The following is a 16,507-nucleotide window of genomic DNA, read 5'->3' as shown; positions in this document are numbered from 1 at the left end:
ATGGATAATTTAATAAGTTTCATACCCGAGCAGTTGCTAATTTTAGTAGCTGCTCTTTATGTTATAGGAGCAGGTTGTAAGAAGTATAAACAGTTAGATAACAAGTACATTCCAGTAGTATTACTAGCACTTGGAGTAGGCTTCTCAGTATGGATGTTAGGATTAAATCCAACCTCAATCTTACAAGGTGTAATTTGTTGGGGTATATCAATAGGTATAAATCAAACTTACAAACAATTAAAGGAGGAAAATAAACAATGAAAATAGCAATAGTACCAGGTCATACACTAACAGGTAAAGGAACAGGAGCAGTTGGTTATATAGATGAAGGAAAAGAAAACAGAATACTAACAGAACTAATAGTTAAATGGTTAAAACAAGGTGGAGCAACTGTATATACTGGTAAGATAGATAAATCGAATAATTATCTATCTGAACAATGTCAAATAGCCAATAAACAAGATATAGACCTAGCAGTTCAAATACATTTTAATGCTAATAAAATGACTCTAAATCCTATGGGTACAGAAACGATATATAAAACTAGTAATGGCAAAATGTATGCAAATAGAGTCAATGATAAATTAGCAACAGTATTTAAAAATAGAGGTGCAAAATCAGATGTAAGAGGTTTGTATTGGCTTAATCATACAAAAGCACCAGCAATATTAATTGAAGTATGTTTCGTAGATAGTAAAGCAGATACAGATTACTATATTAAAAATAAAAATACAGTTGCAAAGCTAATAGCAGAAGGTATTTTAAATAAGAAAATAGATAATATTGAGGTGAAACAAATGTATAAGCATACAGTAGTTTTCGAGGGAGAAGTTGACAAGGTATTAGCACAAGTAGTCAGTTGGAATTATAAAGAGAGTGAATGTTTAGTTTGTGATATAAAAGATTATGTGCCAGGTCAGACGGAGAATTTATATATTGTAGGGGGAGGAGCATGTAATAAGATAGATTCTATAACTAAAGAAAGATACACTATGATAAAAGGCAATGATAGATTTGATACACTTTATAAAGCATTAGATTTTATTGATAGATAGATTAGAAGGTAGCAACTAGAGTTAGTTGTTACCTTCTTTTTTTATACTTTCTTTCTTTAAGTTTTTTATTTTCCATATTATCTAATGCTTGTAATGAATTTATATAGAATCTTTGGTGACTATTTGATTTTTGCTGAAATTCACATATTAGATACGAATAAACACAAAAAAAGGCAACTATTATAGCACCAGCAATATAAATATTTTTTATAATATTGACAATAAATATACTAAAGAAAATTGATATAAATGTAGAAACAATAGCAATCATAAATGGAATTGCTGGATTGTTTTTAGAATCTAACATAGTTTTGATGCGTGTTTTTTCTATTTTTATATTTTCTATTGAATCCATCTCCTTAAGAGAATTATAAAATCTGTAATTGCATTTATAATATTCCTCAGCTTCTTTTATGTCTGTTTTTTCTTCTCCTTGAATAATATGCAACTGCTCTATAGGGCTTTTTTTGTTAAATTTAATAATATCAAATATATCATCGAGAAACATATTTTATACCTCCATAAATTAATGTCTAATATACTTTAATTTATAGCATATTTAAGAGTTTATATCAGCAATTTGTCGAACGATTTTATATGAAAAAATATTTAGACTTAATGCAAGTATTTTAAAAGCTTGTACATAAAACTTATTCTATCTGCATAGAATAATGTGTTGACTTATAAACTCTATTATAATAGAATAAAGGAGAAATCGATTTCAAAAATAATTAATTTAAATCATAGGAGGTTTTTATGTCAAAAATATTTAAAAAATTAACAGGAATATTATCAGCAGTTTTATTAGTTGCATCTATGTCTATAACTTCTTTTGCATATGATTCAGAGACACAAGAAAAAGAATATGTAGTTAATGTAGCAGGAAAGGAAATAAAACTAAAAGAAGGCGAAGAAATAGTTATTCCTTTAGTTGACCCTAATATTGATCCAAATAAAATATCTACTCGCGAGATATTTGAAGGAAATACAGGAAAATTAAGTTTAACAGCTGGTTCTAAAACTGTCAATTATAAAATAACAATGTTTATACCAGCTGCTAGATTTTCTGGAGCTGTAAATGTAACTAATGTTTCTCATGGTGGTTCTTCTTCAAGTAATAGAGTAACTGGATTTAGTGGTTCTGTACCATATAGAGCACTTTCTGGGTGTAGATATAGTGCAATAGTAACTGGTGCTGCTTATGATTTAGGTGGTAAAGTAGTTGCAAGAGTAGTTCCTAATTTAATTACATGGGTTCGTTAATTTAAAGAGGAGAATTTGATGGAAACAAAAAAAATAGATAAGAATTACATAGAGTCTCTTCTTAAGAAATTAATAGATGAATATCATATAAATGAAAATATTCTATCCAATTTACTTGATGTAAAAACAGAAAAATTGAAAAGCTATAAAAAGTATGAAAAAGAATTTACAGTAGATTTAGATATATGGTCTAAATGGATAAATTTTGTTTTGCAACTTGAATATATTATAGATGTTGATTCTGACTCTAGACTCAGAGGTATCTTAAGTCTTTTAATTAATGTATATGAAATTAATATCGAGTTTATAGCTAGGGCTGCACATATTGAAGAAAAATATCTAATAGACTTTATAAATGGAGAGGATTATCTATCAACAGAAATAAAGTATAAGATATGTGCTACTGTCATGAGTTTGAGTTTATTGTTTAAAAATACAGAAAAGTAAAACATAAGACATGTTATAATTGTATTAGATATATACATTAACATACACCAAAGCACTCTTTTTATAGGAGTGCTTATTTTTTTGAAATACATTAAATGTATAAACTATCAATAACCTTACTCAACATATCTTAAAAATGATTTAAATAGGTCTTTTTCATAGAGTAAATGATATGATATAATAAAAAAAGTAAAGATGAACATCCAATCCATCTTTACTAAGTTAACCAATATTAAAGAGAGCATTTTCTGTCGTAAGGGATGCTCTTTTTACTTTTCCAAACAACCCTGTTTTTTTCATCAATAATTATCAAATCAATCTTATTATCTTTCAAAATTTCTGTTGCAGTACAAATAAGATTATCTAAGTCAAAACTTCGAGTTATCTCCAGTTGTTTATTGTTCAGAGTTCTTTTTAATATGTAAGTTTTAAAATTACACAATTCATTCACCTACTTAACTAACTTTAATCTTCTAAATTTATTTCATTTAAGATTCTTTTTAATTCTCTGATTCTAGGTTTTAGATATTCTTGATTTTCATCTAAAAATTTTTCTAATATTTTATTATCAGATTCATTTAATATAACTTCATCTAAATTAGTCTTTGAAAGATTATTATCTTTTTTAATCATCATTGATGACAGTATTAATATATTTAAATCTAATACTCTGTGTAGCGGTAATTCTTCACTTTGTCTAGACCATTTCCCTCCAGTGTGTCTCCAAACTTTAGCTGAAATTTCAATATTCTCATCATCACTCCATTGTGCTTTCCCTAAAGACAAAGCTTTTGCATCAGAATTATTTGCATACTTTCCATCAATTCTATCATAATTATCTACCGCAACTATAGGTTTGTGTGACAAATATTCAGGTACTCTCATTTTATCAATCTCCTTTTATTTAAAAATTTTATTAAGTTTATTTTACTAGAATACTTACTAAATGTCAATAAAATAAATAAATAAATTGATTACTAAAACATTTAGTAATAATATTGAAATTACTAGATTATATTAAAATTTTCACTAGAATAGATATGATTTACACAAGATGGATGATATAAATTAATTAATCTTTTATAATTATATTTACCTATCAATATCATTGCTTTATGCAGACAAAATTCTACCATATTTTCTATGTACTATATTACAAAGTCGTCTAACTGTGTATTTATAAAATTATAATAACTATATAAACTATAATTATAAGTAGTCAATATATGTGTATATCCATACAATTTATTTTTAAATATAGATATTATTGCCCACCTAAAAAACTTTCACAAAACCAAAAGAGTATATGTTTTTGATAACTTACCAATATAACTTATAACTCATTTTACAAGTCTTATTTAATAAATATTTATGCCACTAAATTCCTCTAGTTTTGCCAACTTAGTTTTATTCTACAATTAAAACAATACAATACAACTAGTTATTATTCATTATATGTGTTTGAAAATTGAATAAGTTTATAGAAATGAATAATATTTTTTATATATAAAAACAAACTAAAACAGTAGAATATATGGTAAATTTTACCTGTAGTTTTTGTGTTAAAAAGCTCCTATTATTAGTTTAAGTTAGACTAAATGAGGAAGTGACATAAGATGAAAGAAGAAATGTTAGTAGAAAAATTATTAAGAGCAGAATTAATAGTGATGGAATATTTATGGAAAAAAGATTCTAAAATGTCTAAAAAAGAAATTGTAAAAGATATAACACAGATGTATGGATGGCATAAAAGTACAATAAAAACACTATTAAAAAGGCTACTTGACAAAGGTTATTTGGCTAGGGATATTATAAAGTTCCAATCTCATTATAAAATAATAATAGATAATGAAGAATATTATGCTTTTAAGAAAAAGGTACTAAAATCTAGTAAAAGTAGAAAAATAATGAGTTCTCTTACTACCACGCATAAAAATGTAAGTAAAGAAAAGTTGGATTCATTAGAAGAGTATTACAGAAACTTAAAAGAATGATATGGTAAAAATTGGATGGATATATTTGGCTAAATTCTCTTGTTTGAGAAGCTTTATTGATGTAGAATTTACATATACATAAATCGGCAAAGGGGTGTAAACTATGAAAATTAGTAAATTACCAGAAGCAGAATTAAAAGTTATGAGATATATTTGGGAAGCTAACAAAGTATTAACTTCTAGAGATTTAGTTAATGCAATGGAAGAAAAAAATGGATGGAATGAATCAACTACATTTACAGTTTTAAAAAGATTAGAGCGAAGGGAATTTTTAAGCACACAGAAAATAGGTAAACTTACACATTATAATATACTAGTAAAAGAGAAAAAATATCTAAGGTTTGAAACAAAAGAATTTTTGAAGAACATACATAAAAATTCAATTTCAAGTTTAATGTCAGCATTGCATGGTGAAGATGATGAAGTAGACGAAGATAAATTAAAAGAACTTGAAGAAGATTTTAAAAATTTAAAAGAGGAAGAATAAATAAAGATTATTTTAGGTGGCAAATTGCATTTTGCCACCATTTTGCCACCGTTTTAAAAACTTATACTTTTTTATAGTAAATACGATAGAGGGTAGTGCAGGAGTATAGTTTCCTTTAATGTAGCTATTTAAAAATTTTAAAAACTAGTGTAGGTTAGTCTAGCATAGTAGTTTTTGCACTCTACACATGTGGAAACTGTAGCTAAGATAATCAAGAAATAGTACATTTATATAGATTATATATTAATAATATATTGTATTTGCCACCGATTTGCCAACGTAACTTAATCTCGGTGGCAAATTTAGTTTACAAATTAGAATTTTAAAATAATGTTGATTGAGCAAAATGAAGTTTCTGATAACTTATAAGAAATTGTGTAAGTTGAAAATGTTTATATAATACTACAAGAAAAATACTTTAGAAAAACTTGATATTTCCGATAATATATATAACTTGTGACGAATACTGAATTTACTTAGATTATAAAGAATCTCTTATAAAAGAGATTTTACTTTATAGAAATATTGAAGTTGTAAAAAGTGAATGACAATATTTAACTATTAATCTAGACTTAAGAAGTAGTTTATTTTAGGAGGATAAAATTAATGAAGATTTCTAATAAACATGAAAGTCAGTACTCATTTAGTTATAAAAATGATATGATAAATAAAGAAACTAGTGAAAAGATTATTAATAAAAATGCTAATACAGGAAAAGACAATTATTTATCTAATATCATGAGGCAAAAACAAGAACTTAATAATCGAATTAGAGATTTGAAAGAGAGACAAGAGATTTATACTAAAAAAATAAATGAGGCGATTAAGAACTTACCTAAGTCAGAAATAAGAGAAACAATTAATGACTTTTCTAATATAGAAATGAGTATAAAAAATAGTGATATAGAAGATGAAAATAAAAATACAATGTTAGATGAAAATTCGACTTATCTAGATATAAATGAGGAGAAAGAATCTTTAATAACTAAAGAGCTCAATGAAGAAATTAAAAATAAGAAATTAAATGATAAAGAATTAGAAGAACTAGAACAAAAAAAGACCGATAAAGAGGCTTATAATAACAATGATAAAGTATCTGAAGATTTGTCTTTATTAGGTAAAACTCGTGAAGAGCTTGAAGGCATGCTTAAAAATTTTATAAATATGACACAAGAAGAAATAAAGAAAATAGAGTCTAGAATAGAAAAATTAGATGAGGATGTTAAAGAATATAAACAAAATTCAAATACTAATATATTTAATAAAATAGATAAACAAAAAAGACATATAAATACATTGGTTTAAGCAGTATGTCTTAAAAAAGTAATTTTAATGTTGACCTTACATGGAAACTTGTCACAATGTCAGATGAGAAAAAACTCTATTTTTTATACAAATAAATACTGTAATTTATCAAGAAATTAAATAAAAATAAGCAAATACTTTGATAAATGATGATAATATTGATACTTATAACTATATAAATTTTAACTTTGGAGTTGGGACAAGTTATACAGAAGAACACTTAAAGGACTTAATAATTGATTGGATAAAAAATGTATTTACAAGCGTTGTGTAACAACTTGTAAACTATAATAAAAGCAAAAAATAGGTTTACTTATAATAAATGGAACAAATAATTTTAGCAATTTATTATAATATACTTTCAAAAGGATTACAATATGTGTAAATATTCTAGGAAAGGGAAACACATGTATATGAAACTTGATTTCAAAGCTATAGGGCAAAGACTATAATCTTATAAAATTTAAAGGTGTAAGATATGCGCTTTTAAATTTTATAAGATTATTTTAATATAATATAGATAAATATGGGTAGGAGAGAGTAAGAGATATGAAAGATGAAAATGTAAGTTATTTGGCATTAGGATTATGCTTTGGTGTTATTTTGGGTTTAGTATTTAAAAATCTCGCTATTGGTTTGTCCATGGGGTTAGTTATTGGAGTAGTATTAGATAATAACAAAAACAAAACTAAATAAAGTTTCTATAGTAGAGTATAGCTAAAAATAAGAATTTGTTTTGAGCTTTATAGTAAGATTAATCATAAGGAAAAATACAAAAGATACTTATTATAAAAAATTAATATTGAGCTAATATTAGATTTGATAAGAATCTTAAATGATATAGAGTAAAGAAAAGATATAAACTTAAATGTATGAGTATGTTAAATTGTAGTTGAACATAAGGATATTTTATGGTAAAATATCAATAATATTATTAGAAAAGGAGAGTTTTGCTTGATGTCGGAGTTATATATAATGGTAACCAACAAATAAATAGTTGGAGACATAGATATTCTGTTTAATCAGAATTTTTAAGTGTATTTTTGATACATTTAATTATTGTGTCTTACTCTGCCTTTATAGATAACTAACATATGACAACAAATAATAATATTATATATTACTTTGTTAAATTGTGGTGTAGTGGGCTTTAATCTGCTACACCTTTATTAATTTAACATAGTATTATTTTAAATATAATTATGTTGAAATAGAAAATATTAAATTTTCTAGTCCACAGGAGTTTTCTGTTTTTATGTAGGTAAATATATACTACATAAAAAGGCAGATATAAATACCTGTGGATTTTTTTTGTGAAAAATATAAGATATTGAGTCAATAAAAATGAGCATTATTGAACTTAGTGGAAAGTGTAAGATGTTTATCTTAAGGAGGATTTAAAAATGAATTATACAAATAGAAAACGAGCTTATTATCAGGATAATTCCTGTCTAGATAACTTTATTTGCAAAAAGTGTGGTTGCCTTGTAGTTCCTGAAGGTTCTGGGACACAACATAGAAATCATTGTCCACATTGTCTACATAGTCTTCATGTGGATATTATTCCTGGTGACCGTGCTGCGGATTGTGATGGTAATATGGAACCCATCGGAGTGTGGGTAAGAAAAAATGGAGAGTGGGCAATTATTCATCGTTGCATACGATGTGGTCATCTTAGTTCTAATAGAGTGGCAGCAGATGATAATCAAGTGAAATTGATGTCGATTGCACTAAAACCATTGGCACAACCACCTTTTCCACTGGAAAAAATCACTGAGAAATTAGAAAAGGAGGAAGAAAAATGAAAGATATAAAACAGATTGATTTACAGGAATATGGTCTAGATAACAGTTTTATAGCTCAGAGTATCGAATATAGTGGTCTGTATATTGCACGTATTGTATCACAGGAAAAGAACCTTTATCGTGCGATGTGTGAGAATGGTGAACTTTTTGCAGAGGTATCAGGAAAGTTGCATTTTGAAGTTACTATACCATCTGACTTCCCAGCTGTTGGAGATTTTGTTATGTTAGACCGATGTACTGATAAAAATGGCAATGCTATTATTCATCATGTGCTTCGTAGAAAAAGCTTGTTCATACGTAAGTCTGCTGGAAAGACAAATGAGGAACAGGTAGTTGTAGCTAACATTGACATTGTTTTTCTATGTATGTCACTAAACAAGGATTTTAACATTCATCGATTAGAGAGGTATCTCTCTATGGCATGGGAAAGTGGGGCAATTCCAGTAATAGTACTCACTAAAGTGGACTTATGTGACAATTTATATCGCAAGTTACATGCAATTAATTCTGTAGCTTTGGGTGTAGATGTAGTTGTTACTTCTTCTATAGAACCAGATGGTTGGAAAGAGCTTTCTAAGTATATTAAATCAGGCTATACTATTGCTTTACTTGGTTCATCAGGAGTTGGAAAATCTTCATTAATTAATTGTATGTTAGGTGAAGAACTTCTAAATACGAAGGAAATTCGCATAGATGATGATAAAGGACGACATGCCACAACTAGACGAGAGTTATTTTTAATATCAGGTGGTGGTATTGTTATTGATACACCAGGTATGCGACAGTTGGGAATGTGGCATGCTTTGGAGGGCTTAGATAAAAGTTTTGCAGATGTAGAAGTTTACTTCGGAAAATGTCGTTTCCGTAATTGTACTCATACTTCAGAGCCAGGTTGTGCTATTTGGGAAGCCATTGCAAATCAGGAACTTTCTCCTAAAAGGTGGGAAGCTTATCGTAAGCTAAAAACTGAAGCAATATTCGCAGATGATAAAAGCAACTATTTGGCGGAAAAAGAAAAGAAATTTAAAAATATTTCAAAGATAAATAAAAAATATTTTAAAAATAAATAAGATAATTAGGATATGAGTGCAGTTGTTTTTATTCTACTCATTCTGTTTACTATGATATTAAGGAATTACCTATATTAGGATTTAAACAATAAAAACAGGAAAGGTTCTTTGTAGAGCCTTTTTTATGGATTTTTTAAGAAAAATTCTCTATAACAGTATCAATTTTAATTAAAAAATATAATCCTTTGACATCACTCTTGAAAATAGAATTATTAAAATATAATAGTCATCATATTGACTATATTTGAAACTTATGATATTCTATAATAGTCAATATGATGACTATTATAAGTTAAAAATAGTTGGTTTATATAACTATATGTAAAGATATATTGCTATTTGTGCTTAGTAACTAAATGCATAGCGAAAAGAAGTTTCTATTAATTAAAAAATGAGGAGATATTATATGGATAATAAAATTATTAATGTTCAAAACTTAACCAAAACTTTTAATGAGAAAGAAGTTATTTATAGATGTAATATGACAGTTCCACAGGGAGTAATTTATGGTTTCTTAGGAGCAAACGGTGCAGGAAAAACAACAATTTTTAAACTTATAACAGGACTATTAAATCCAACTTATGGACAAATAAACATTCTTGGTTTAGATATTGAAACAAATCATAACAAAATATTGAAACAACTTGGATGTATGATTGAATCTCCTATTTTTTATGACAATCTTTCTGCTACAGAAAATTTAGAAATACACCTTAAATATATGGGTGCTATTGATGCTAATATTGAAAAAACATTAAATGATGTAGGACTTGTTAGTACAGGTAAAAAGCCTGTATCCCAATTTTCTCTTGGCATGAGACAACGATTAGGAATAGCTAGAGCAATTATTCATAAACCACGTATTTTAATACTTGATGAGCCAATAAATGGATTAGATCCAATGGGAATACGTGAAATGAGAGAACTTTTTATAAGACTTGTTCAAGAAGAGAATATGACTATTCTAATATCTAGCCATATTCTTAGTGAAATTGAGTATATGGCAGATATTATTGGTGTGATTGTAAATGGTAGTATTGTAGAAGAAATTACTTTAGCCTCTGTTAAGGAAAAATTTCCAAATGGGCTTGAAGATTATTTTTTTAATATTATGAGTGGAGGAAATACTTATGTATAATTTAATGAAGTTAGAATTAAGGCGTACCAATGTTAAAATCTATCTAATAGCTGTGGCAGTCATTACTATGTGTAATTTCTGTATGCTATATATGTTTGCATATATGTCTATGACAGGTTCAGATGGGGAATTTTTTGGTTATATAGGGATACTATCTATTGTTAGTTCTATAAATATGGCATGTTTTTGTGTACTTAGTTCTGTCATGCATTCACGATTTATTATTGATGAATATATTGGCAAACGAGCTGTGTTACTATTTTCTTATCCAATTGAAAGAAAAAAGATGTTTTATTCTAAGTTCTTATTAGTAACTTTATTTACGGTTGGAGGAATGGTTTTGAGTAATTTACTTATGTTTGTTATATTTTTCTTAAGTGAATCAATTTTTCAAATTGTTAATGATAATCTCTCAATTAGTATAATAAGTAAGTCTATTTTTCTAACATTGCTGATGGCTATTATAGCAGGAGGATTTTCAGCAATAGCAATGTCAATTGGGTTCAAACGTAAATCTGTGCCAACAGCAATTGTAGTAGCAGTAATACTCTGTGCCTTAGTTACTAATATTTTTTCTCTTTCACCTTTTACAATGATACCAACAATTGTTACTACAGTGTTTTCAATAATAGTTTCGTCTATTAGCACTAAATCACTAGCTAATACAATAAATTATTTAGAAGCATAAGCAAAACGAGAGATTAGTTATACTAAAGTCAAATTGAAAAACTATTTATTACATCTGCTTATTAGTATATATCATAGAATATTTTATGAAGAGCATTTGCTTTAAAAGGCAGACGTTAAAACAATCATAAATTTTATATAAGTATCCAAAATGGCATAGAATAAAAACATACCATTTTGGATTTTACTTTATATGTTTTAATATATTTAGAACTAAAACCAACTAAAACTTCCTTTATTATTTCTTTTTGAGTAATACAGAGCATAATCCGATTGTTTGTACAAAGATTGAAAAGTATCTGAGTTATTTTCAAATCTAGAGATACCTATAGAACAAGAATTGCTATTAGAACACAATTCTAAAACTTTTTTTGCTTTATTTTCAACATCTTCTTTCGATTGATTACTATATTCAAAGACAGCAAATTCATCTCCACCAAGTCTTCCAATAATAGCATCATTGACAAATACTTTAGTCAAAATTTTTGAAAAATGTATTAGTATCTCATCTCCTCGAATATGACCAAATATATCGTTTACCTGCTTAAAATTATCTAAATCAAAAATGTAAAAATACCCATGTGAAACAGTTTCAAGCATTTTTTTTATATGTACTTCAAAAAAATGTCGATTATATAGTCCAGTCATAAGGTCTTTTTCTGATTTTTGCTTAAATTCATTTGCCATTGCTAATGCTTCTTGTGCTTTTTCAGCTATTGTTTTAGGATAATACTCATCTTTCATTTGGTCAAAGTTTGGAATAGAATGATGCACATGAATAAGTCTAATTATATCATCTATAACTTTGTATACCATTGTAAAGCGAGTATCCATTTCTATATAGACATCTTTTCCTAAATAATTTTTTTCTATTACCCAAAGAGTCCCATATACTATAAAAGTTTCATCTGTGACTTTGGTACATGAATACCATTCATCTATAATTTCAAAGTCTATCTGTTCTGATTCTTTTTGATCCTTTTTAAGATTTATAATAAATTCTTCTAATGTTTCATAAAATTCATGCTTTCCTGTTCCAATTAATGTAAGGTTATCCTCTAATAAGGAGATAATAAATTTAATACCTTCTTCTTCTGGATTTAAAACATAAATATGCCAAATCTTTTTTGATAAATCATTTAATCTTTTTTGTATCGTATTATTTTCCATACATTACCTCCTTAAGATTTGCAGTTTATAGTTTTAGTGTATTATAAATTAAACTATTATTACAATATTATAATATAGAACTAAATAAATTGCATTATGTGTAGAGAGAAGTATGTTTTTTATAATAAATTTATTATAGAAAAGTAATCAATTTTAATAGAAGCATTACATTTTAAAACTATAAAGAAAAATGGTAAATTAGATTTGAATTTAACTATGAAGAAATAAAATAAATCTAAATGCATTAGAGTTTTAATCTATACTTGAACATAAATAATCTTTATGATATGATGTCAATAATAATACTATGAAAGGAGTGCCTTGATGTCGGAGTTATATAATGGTAACCAACAATTAAATAGTTGGAGACACATATATTCTATATAATCAGAATTTTTAAGTGTATTTTTGATACATTTAATTTGTGTGTCTTATTCTGCCTTTATAGATAACTGACATATGACAACAGATAGTATTTGAAATATATATTACTTTGTTAAATTATGGTGTAGTAGGCTTTAATCTGCTACACTTTTATTAATTTTGCATAGTATTATTTTGATTATAATTATGTTGAAATAGAAAGTATTAACTTTTCTAGTCCACAGGAGTTTTCTGTTTTTGTGCTGGTCAATACATGCACAGAAAAAGGCAGATATACCTGTGGGCTTTTTTTATATAAATTATGAAATATGGAGGTAGTTGAAATGAGTATAATTGAACTTAGGCAACTGACTAAATCTTATAAAAGATTTGAGAAAGAGCCAGGGCTTATGGGAAGTGTAAAATCTTTATTTAACAGGAAATACACAGAGAAAACAGCTATATCATCATTTGATTTAGAAGTAGAGGAAGGTGAATTTGTTGGATTAATAGGGCAAAACGGAGCTGGGAAAACTACTCTTGTTAAGATGTTAACTGGTATTATTGCACCATCTTCTGGAGATATATCCGTTATGGGTTATTATCCTAATAAGTTGGAAAACAACTTTAAAAAACAGTACGCTGTTGTTATGGGACAAAAAAGTCAACTATTCTTTGAATTGACACCAGCAGATACATTTCTTTTATTTAAAGAGCTATATGATATATCTAATGAAGAATATAAAAGAAATTTAGATTACTTTATTGAATTATTTGAGGTATCAGACTATTTAAATGTACAAGTTAGAACACTTTCTTTAGGAGAGAGAATGAAGATGGAGCTAATAGTAGCTCTTCTTCATAATCCTAAAATATTGTTTTTGGATGAACCAACAATAGGTCTAGATGCTGTAGCACAAAAACAAATTAGATATTTTCTAAAGGAAGTGAATGAAACAAAGGGAACTACTATTATACTTACTTCTCATTATATGGAGGATATTAAGAGCTTATGTAGTAGAAGTATCGTTGTAGAAAATAGTCATAAAATATATGATGGTTCTACAGAAGAATTGTTTAATCATTTCCAAAAATATAAAAAAATAACAGTTAGTTTCGCTGATGAAACTGATATTAAATTTCCGAAAGATTGTAAAATCATTGAGCAAACAAAGCATAAGATATCAGTAGTTATGCCAAAAGAAAGAGGAAATGAAACTGTTAAATGGATTTTTGATAATTATGATGTCAAGGATATGATAATTGAAGAAGAAGATATAGGTAATATTGTAGAGAGAATATATAAGAAAGGAAGTGAGGAATATCGTGAGCAACTATAATCAGGTATATTCTAGTCATTCAATGTTTTATAAATTTAAACAAAATATACGAAGATATTATGAAGTAGCCAAAATTAATTTCAAAGTACAACTTATCTGGAGATTTGATGTAGTAGTTAATATGATGTTTACTATTATAAAAATTTTATTTGCTTATATCTTATGGAAAGCAGTTTTTGGTGAAAATAAAATAGTTTCTGGCTTTACATTTAATTCAATGTTGTCTTATTACATAATAAGCTCATTTTTATCAGGTATTGATATGTCAAAGAGTACTAGTGAAGAGATATGTAATCGTGTAAAATTAGGTACATTTTCAAAATATATGATTATTCCAATTAATGTTCAAAATTATTTTATTGCTAAAAATTTTGGAATGACATGTTTCTATTTTGTATTTAATCTGATTTCTGCTTTTGTATGGATTTTCATATTTAAGTTGGATTTTGCTTTTACATCTAATCCAGTTCAAATATTTATTTCAATTTTAATGATTTTTTTAGGGCTTGTTTTTATGATGCAACTTCATTTCTTTATTGGAATTTTGTCGTTTAAATTTCTTGAGATTGGATTTTTTAGAATGATAATTGAAAATATCTCTGAATTTGTTACAGGAACAATGATACCACTAATACTTTTGCCAGAAGTTGTAGTATCAGTTATGAAGATATTTCCATTTTATTATACAGCTTATTTACCATCTATGTTACTAATAGATAGAAACAGCAGTGAGGCAACACAAGGATTGATTATTATAGCATTATGGGTTTTATTCTTTTTTATAGTGAATAAAATCATATATAAAAGAATGAGAACATTATTTGATGGGGCGGGGATATAATGAAAAAAAATTTCAAAATAATATTTATGTTACTAAAGATGAAATTATCAAAGATGATGGTATTTAGGTTTGATTTTTTTGGAGCATTTTTTGTAGATAGTTCATTATTTATATTACAATTATTAATGTTTAATGGTATATATTCTCATATAGACTCAATAGGGGGTTGGCAACATGGAGAAATGCTAATATTTATAGGAACTTTTTCATTAATAAATGCAATAAATATGACGATTTTCTTTTTTGGTATTTATGATATTCCAAGAAAAATTCAAGAAGGAGAATTAGATTACTATATTACAAAACCAATAGACCCACTATTTAGATTGACATTTGAAAATATTAATATTGGTTCATCGCCATTAATTTTGGCAAGTATACTTATAGTTTTATATGGGGTATCTGAATTAAATCCAAGGATAACTTATATCACAATAATAATGTATATCTGCATGGTACTATTGATGACATTACTTTTTTATGATGTAGGGATTATACTTCGAACAGTTTCATTTTTTGTTATATCTTCTTCTGCTATAATGAGATTAGAAGATAATTTATTACCAATGAACATGAAAATTCCTGGTGTAATATATGAAGGTGTTTTTAAATTATTATTCTATTTAATTTTACCATATGGAATTATGTCAACAATTCCAACTCAAATTTTGGCTGGTACAATAACAATGAATGGATTGATATATTCAATCTTAATTGTATTCTTGTTTACAGTGTTTATGTGGAGATTTTGGAAGTTAGGTATGAGGCATTATAAAAGTGCAAGTAGTTAACAATTTTACTGCTTTGAGGTGATGAGAATTAAAAATATAGCAAATATTATTACTATACTTAGAATTATTTTATCAATAGTATTACTTAAAACAGAAGTATTCTCTAATTTATTTTTTATAATCTATATTGTTTGTGGATTAAGTGACTTTTTAGATGGATATATAGCTAGAAAAATGAATCTAACAAGTGAATTTGGCTCAAGGCTTGATAGCATAGCAGATATATGTTTTGTAATCTCCACATCTGTTATTATGCTTCCCATAATAAATATACCAAAGTATATAGTGTTATGGATAGTAGTAATTGCTATCATTCGTATTACATCAATAATTATAGTAATTTATAAATACAATACATTTTTTATATTACACACATATGGAAATAAAATATCTGGATTTATGCTGTTCTGTTTCCCTTTATTTTATAATATGGTTAACATAAGTTTGTTTACTAGTATGATTTGTGTTGTAGCAAGTATCTCGGCTATTGAAGAAGTAATGATACATATATTTTCTAAAGAGTTGAAAAAAGATACTATGTGAATGTTTATAAGTAAACACGTTTCATGTGATACTAAACAATAAAAACAAGTGTTAGTGATTAAAATCATAAAATGCTTGGAGTAAAGGTTAAGAAGTTATTTTTAGATATTATGATAACGTATAATAGCAAGATTAATTAAAAATCTATTCAAGCAATTAGATATAATCTTTATGGAGAAAGGGGGTCTTTTAATGCCTAATAGGTTGG

The 16,507-nt window shown here is 26.7% G+C and carries 21 protein-coding genes; 17 read left to right on the top strand and 4 right to left on the bottom strand.

Features of this window, described 5'->3' with window-relative positions; all coding sequences use genetic code 11:
• Nucleotides 1-261 carry a phage holin family protein gene (locus tag ACTG48_RS18735; RefSeq protein WP_479917667.1) on the top strand — a complete coding sequence of 87 codons (261 nt, stop codon included), beginning with the start codon at nucleotides 1-3 and terminating at the stop codon, nucleotides 259-261.
• Entirely contained in the window at nucleotides 258-1,055 is a 798-nt protein-coding gene (locus ACTG48_RS18730) for an N-acetylmuramoyl-L-alanine amidase (protein ID WP_479917666.1), read from the top strand. Before ACTG48_RS18735 ends, ACTG48_RS18730 begins: the two co-directional genes overlap by 4 nt.
• Before the next feature lie 28 nt (nucleotides 1,056-1,083).
• On the opposite strand, the gene ACTG48_RS18725 is transcribed toward ACTG48_RS18730, so the two are convergent.
• Nucleotides 1,084-1,563 (bottom strand): hypothetical protein, encoded by a 480-nt coding sequence (locus ACTG48_RS18725; RefSeq protein WP_479917665.1) that lies wholly within the window; start codon nucleotides 1,561-1,563, stop codon nucleotides 1,084-1,086.
• 248 nt (nucleotides 1,564-1,811) lie between these two features.
• Between ACTG48_RS18725 and ACTG48_RS18720 the strand changes: the two genes are divergently transcribed.
• Nucleotides 1,812-2,318 carry a hypothetical protein gene (locus tag ACTG48_RS18720; RefSeq protein WP_095903999.1) on the top strand — a complete coding sequence of 169 codons (507 nt, stop codon included), beginning with the start codon at nucleotides 1,812-1,814 and terminating at the stop codon, nucleotides 2,316-2,318.
• 18 nt (nucleotides 2,319-2,336) lie between these two features.
• Entirely contained in the window at nucleotides 2,337-2,765 is a 429-nt protein-coding gene (locus tag ACTG48_RS18715) for an HTH domain-containing protein (RefSeq protein WP_479917664.1), read from the top strand.
• 232 nt (nucleotides 2,766-2,997) lie between these two features.
• Here ACTG48_RS18715 and ACTG48_RS18710 read toward each other — a convergent pair whose 3' ends face one another.
• Nucleotides 2,998-3,207, bottom strand: a complete 210-nt coding sequence (locus ACTG48_RS18710; protein WP_479917663.1) for a hypothetical protein — start codon at nucleotides 3,205-3,207, stop codon at nucleotides 2,998-3,000.
• Nucleotides 3,208-3,230: 23 nt separating this feature from the next.
• Nucleotides 3,231-3,650, bottom strand: coding sequence for a DUF6530 family protein (locus ACTG48_RS18705; protein ID WP_054272103.1), 420 nt, complete (start codon nucleotides 3,648-3,650; stop codon nucleotides 3,231-3,233).
• A 731-nt stretch (nucleotides 3,651-4,381) separates the two neighbouring features.
• On the opposite strand from ACTG48_RS18705, the gene ACTG48_RS18700 reads away from it, so the two are divergent.
• The 9 genes from ACTG48_RS18700 (at nucleotide 4,382) to ACTG48_RS18660 (ending at nucleotide 11,252) form a co-directional block, all read left to right on the top strand.
• Nucleotides 4,382-4,759: a BlaI/MecI/CopY family transcriptional regulator gene (locus tag ACTG48_RS18700; protein ID WP_479917662.1), complete on the top strand. Its 378-nt coding sequence runs from the start codon at nucleotides 4,382-4,384 to the stop codon at nucleotides 4,757-4,759.
• A 103-nt stretch (nucleotides 4,760-4,862) separates the two neighbouring features.
• A complete protein-coding gene (locus ACTG48_RS18695) occupies nucleotides 4,863-5,246 on the top strand; it encodes a BlaI/MecI/CopY family transcriptional regulator (RefSeq protein WP_479917661.1) in 384 nt (127 codons plus the stop codon).
• A 606-nt stretch (nucleotides 5,247-5,852) separates the two neighbouring features.
• Nucleotides 5,853-6,551: a V-type ATP synthase subunit I domain-containing protein gene (locus ACTG48_RS18690; protein WP_021386334.1), complete on the top strand. Its 699-nt coding sequence runs from the start codon at nucleotides 5,853-5,855 to the stop codon at nucleotides 6,549-6,551.
• 139 nt (nucleotides 6,552-6,690) lie between these two features.
• Entirely contained in the window at nucleotides 6,691-6,825 is a 135-nt protein-coding gene (locus tag ACTG48_RS18685) for a hypothetical protein (RefSeq protein ID WP_479917660.1), read from the top strand.
• A 275-nt stretch (nucleotides 6,826-7,100) separates the two neighbouring features.
• Entirely contained in the window at nucleotides 7,101-7,247 is a 147-nt protein-coding gene (locus ACTG48_RS18680) for a glycine zipper domain-containing protein (protein WP_021386309.1), read from the top strand.
• A gap of 707 nt (nucleotides 7,248-7,954) precedes the next feature.
• Nucleotides 7,955-8,356 carry an RNHCP domain-containing protein gene (locus ACTG48_RS18675; RefSeq protein WP_021386311.1) on the top strand — a complete coding sequence of 134 codons (402 nt, stop codon included), beginning with the start codon at nucleotides 7,955-7,957 and terminating at the stop codon, nucleotides 8,354-8,356.
• Nucleotides 8,357-8,481: 125 nt separating this feature from the next.
• The gene (gene rsgA, locus ACTG48_RS18670; protein WP_479917659.1) at nucleotides 8,482-9,426 is read left to right on the top strand and encodes a ribosome small subunit-dependent GTPase A; all 945 of its coding nucleotides are present in this window, start codon (nucleotides 8,482-8,484) and stop codon (nucleotides 9,424-9,426) included.
• 406 nt (nucleotides 9,427-9,832) lie between these two features.
• The gene (locus ACTG48_RS18665) at nucleotides 9,833-10,564 is read left to right on the top strand and encodes an ABC transporter ATP-binding protein (protein ID WP_021386325.1); all 732 of its coding nucleotides are present in this window, start codon (nucleotides 9,833-9,835) and stop codon (nucleotides 10,562-10,564) included.
• Nucleotides 10,557-11,252, top strand: a complete 696-nt coding sequence (locus ACTG48_RS18660) for an ABC transporter permease (protein WP_021386314.1) — start codon at nucleotides 10,557-10,559, stop codon at nucleotides 11,250-11,252. The genes ACTG48_RS18665 and ACTG48_RS18660 overlap by 8 nt, the downstream gene beginning before the upstream one ends.
• 212 nt (nucleotides 11,253-11,464) lie before the next feature.
• Here the strand turns inward: ACTG48_RS18660 and ACTG48_RS18655 are convergent, their stop codons facing one another.
• Nucleotides 11,465-12,421 carry a GGDEF domain-containing protein gene (locus ACTG48_RS18655; protein WP_479917658.1) on the bottom strand — a complete coding sequence of 319 codons (957 nt, stop codon included), beginning with the start codon at nucleotides 12,419-12,421 and terminating at the stop codon, nucleotides 11,465-11,467.
• Between the two features lie 707 nt (nucleotides 12,422-13,128).
• Between ACTG48_RS18655 and ACTG48_RS18650 the strand changes: the two genes are divergently transcribed.
• The 4 genes from ACTG48_RS18650 to ACTG48_RS18635 are packed head-to-tail and all read left to right on the top strand — an operon-like array spanning nucleotide 13,129 to nucleotide 16,299.
• Entirely contained in the window at nucleotides 13,129-14,124 is a 996-nt protein-coding gene (locus tag ACTG48_RS18650) for an ABC transporter ATP-binding protein (protein ID WP_021386331.1), read from the top strand.
• Entirely contained in the window at nucleotides 14,111-14,965 is an 855-nt protein-coding gene (locus ACTG48_RS18645) for an ABC transporter permease (protein ID WP_479917657.1), read from the top strand. Before ACTG48_RS18650 ends, ACTG48_RS18645 begins: the two co-directional genes overlap by 14 nt.
• The gene (locus tag ACTG48_RS18640) at nucleotides 14,965-15,756 is read left to right on the top strand and encodes an ABC transporter permease (protein ID WP_479917656.1); all 792 of its coding nucleotides are present in this window, start codon (nucleotides 14,965-14,967) and stop codon (nucleotides 15,754-15,756) included. The genes ACTG48_RS18645 and ACTG48_RS18640 overlap by 1 nt, the downstream gene beginning before the upstream one ends.
• A gap of 21 nt (nucleotides 15,757-15,777) precedes the next feature.
• Entirely contained in the window at nucleotides 15,778-16,299 is a 522-nt protein-coding gene (locus tag ACTG48_RS18635; RefSeq protein WP_479917655.1) for a CDP-alcohol phosphatidyltransferase family protein, read from the top strand.
• Nucleotides 16,300-16,507: the final 208 nt, after the last annotated feature.

The organism is Clostridioides sp. LIBA-6822 (assembly GCF_056688955.1).
This window is presented reverse-complemented; position numbering and strand designations above follow the sequence as displayed.

Coding starts and splice junctions, on each gene's coding strand:
- ACTG48_RS18735 (WP_479917667.1), top strand. CDS start 1: ATGGATAATTTAATAAGTTTCATACCCGAGCAGTTGCTAATTTTAGTA.
- ACTG48_RS18730 (WP_479917666.1), top strand. CDS start 258: ATGAAAATAGCAATAGTACCAGGTCATACACTAACAGGTAAAGGAACA.
- ACTG48_RS18725 (WP_479917665.1), bottom strand. CDS start 1,563: ATGTTTCTCGATGATATATTTGATATTATTAAATTTAACAAAAAAAGC.
- ACTG48_RS18720 (WP_095903999.1), top strand. CDS start 1,812: ATGTCAAAAATATTTAAAAAATTAACAGGAATATTATCAGCAGTTTTA.
- ACTG48_RS18715 (WP_479917664.1), top strand. CDS start 2,337: ATGGAAACAAAAAAAATAGATAAGAATTACATAGAGTCTCTTCTTAAG.
- ACTG48_RS18705 (WP_054272103.1), bottom strand. CDS start 3,650: ATGAGAGTACCTGAATATTTGTCACACAAACCTATAGTTGCGGTAGAT.
- ACTG48_RS18700 (WP_479917662.1), top strand. CDS start 4,382: ATGAAAGAAGAAATGTTAGTAGAAAAATTATTAAGAGCAGAATTAATA.
- ACTG48_RS18695 (WP_479917661.1), top strand. CDS start 4,863: ATGAAAATTAGTAAATTACCAGAAGCAGAATTAAAAGTTATGAGATAT.
- ACTG48_RS18690 (WP_021386334.1), top strand. CDS start 5,853: ATGAAGATTTCTAATAAACATGAAAGTCAGTACTCATTTAGTTATAAA.
- ACTG48_RS18680 (WP_021386309.1), top strand. CDS start 7,101: ATGAAAGATGAAAATGTAAGTTATTTGGCATTAGGATTATGCTTTGGT.
- ACTG48_RS18675 (WP_021386311.1), top strand. CDS start 7,955: ATGAATTATACAAATAGAAAACGAGCTTATTATCAGGATAATTCCTGT.
- rsgA (WP_479917659.1), top strand. CDS start 8,482: ATGTGTGAGAATGGTGAACTTTTTGCAGAGGTATCAGGAAAGTTGCAT.
- ACTG48_RS18665 (WP_021386325.1), top strand. CDS start 9,833: ATGGATAATAAAATTATTAATGTTCAAAACTTAACCAAAACTTTTAAT.
- ACTG48_RS18660 (WP_021386314.1), top strand. CDS start 10,557: ATGTATAATTTAATGAAGTTAGAATTAAGGCGTACCAATGTTAAAATC.
- ACTG48_RS18655 (WP_479917658.1), bottom strand. CDS start 12,421: ATGGAAAATAATACGATACAAAAAAGATTAAATGATTTATCAAAAAAG.
- ACTG48_RS18650 (WP_021386331.1), top strand. CDS start 13,129: ATGAGTATAATTGAACTTAGGCAACTGACTAAATCTTATAAAAGATTT.
- ACTG48_RS18640 (WP_479917656.1), top strand. CDS start 14,965: ATGAAAAAAAATTTCAAAATAATATTTATGTTACTAAAGATGAAATTA.
- ACTG48_RS18635 (WP_479917655.1), top strand. CDS start 15,778: ATGAGAATTAAAAATATAGCAAATATTATTACTATACTTAGAATTATT.